Below are 1,025 nucleotides of genomic sequence, written 5' to 3'. Positions count from 1 at the left end.
ACATAATAGCTCGTTTTAATAAGACCGCTTAGCTTTTTCTTCTCCGGATCAGCTGCCAAAAGTTCTATCCAGCGCACATCCAAATCCTCAAACAGCAGCGGTGTGAGTGAAAAATAGGTATCATTCCTAAGCATATGACCCCARCCRAACCTAAACGTATGCCGGTTTTGCTTAGTATCAAACTTCACCGTACCTAGCACATTCAAAATAAAACACTGCGACACCGGATCTTTGTAATACGGTGAAAACGCCTCAAAAACATCGCCAGCAGGCTTGGTTAGAAGCGCAGAAGCGAACACAGGAGAAAGCCAGGCTCCCCCATATTGTTCATATAGCTTGCAAGCAAGCGCTTGCAGCCTAATATCTCCATCCATCAAAACAGAGCCAGCCAAAATCATAGGAAAGGCATGCTCTAAAGTCATACGTTCCAACGTATCACTAATATTGAAGGAAGAGGTATCTGTGTGGGTTAGCTTTAGTACCTCGCTGTCGTGCTTAAATGATGAAACCTTCTGGATTTTCTCTGCTACAAGCTCATACACTTCGCACATCTTCTCACTCGCTTTGCCCGGCATCATGCCAAGTAAGGCAAGAAGTGTTTCATGCTCTTCCCAGCTGATCTTGCTGCCAGGCTTCTTCTCCAGAAACGTCTGCAAAAAAGCTAGCAATCGATCAGCAAGTAGATCCGACACTGTATTCGAGAAAGTGTGGTTTAATATTTTTTCGCATTTTTGAGGCGACTTTAATAGCTTTTTCCAATAAGCTGCAGCCGGTTCATAATCAATCTTAGCCAGTGCTCTCTGGGCCGCAAGCTTACTCTTCCCGCGCTCTGTACTAGCCAGATGCAGCAGCTCAGGTGCCTCGTTAGCTCCGAGCTCTGAGATAGCCTTCTCTCTGCTATTCCCTTTGGGCGGCAATGCATCGAAAACTAGCTGATTATAATCTGTCATTACTGCGTTCCTCCTCATCCTGACTATTTCTATTATATTAACATGACAAATTTTGCAAATATATAGATCTAACTT

General features: G+C 44.2%; 1 protein-coding gene. It reads right to left on the bottom strand.

The genetic code is table 11. The features are described from left to right. Nucleotides 1-950, bottom strand: a 950-nt coding sequence (locus AC1DWN_RS34275; protein ID WP_477563270.1) for a hypothetical protein, incomplete at its 3' end; no start/stop codon positions are given. Between the last annotated feature and the right edge of the window lie 75 nt (nt 951-1,025).

The sequence above is a fragment of the Paenibacillus sp. P4_A7 genome, assembly GCF_056402455.1.
The sequence above is the reverse complement of the archived record's forward strand: the minus strand, read 5'-3'. Positions and strand labels throughout refer to the sequence as shown.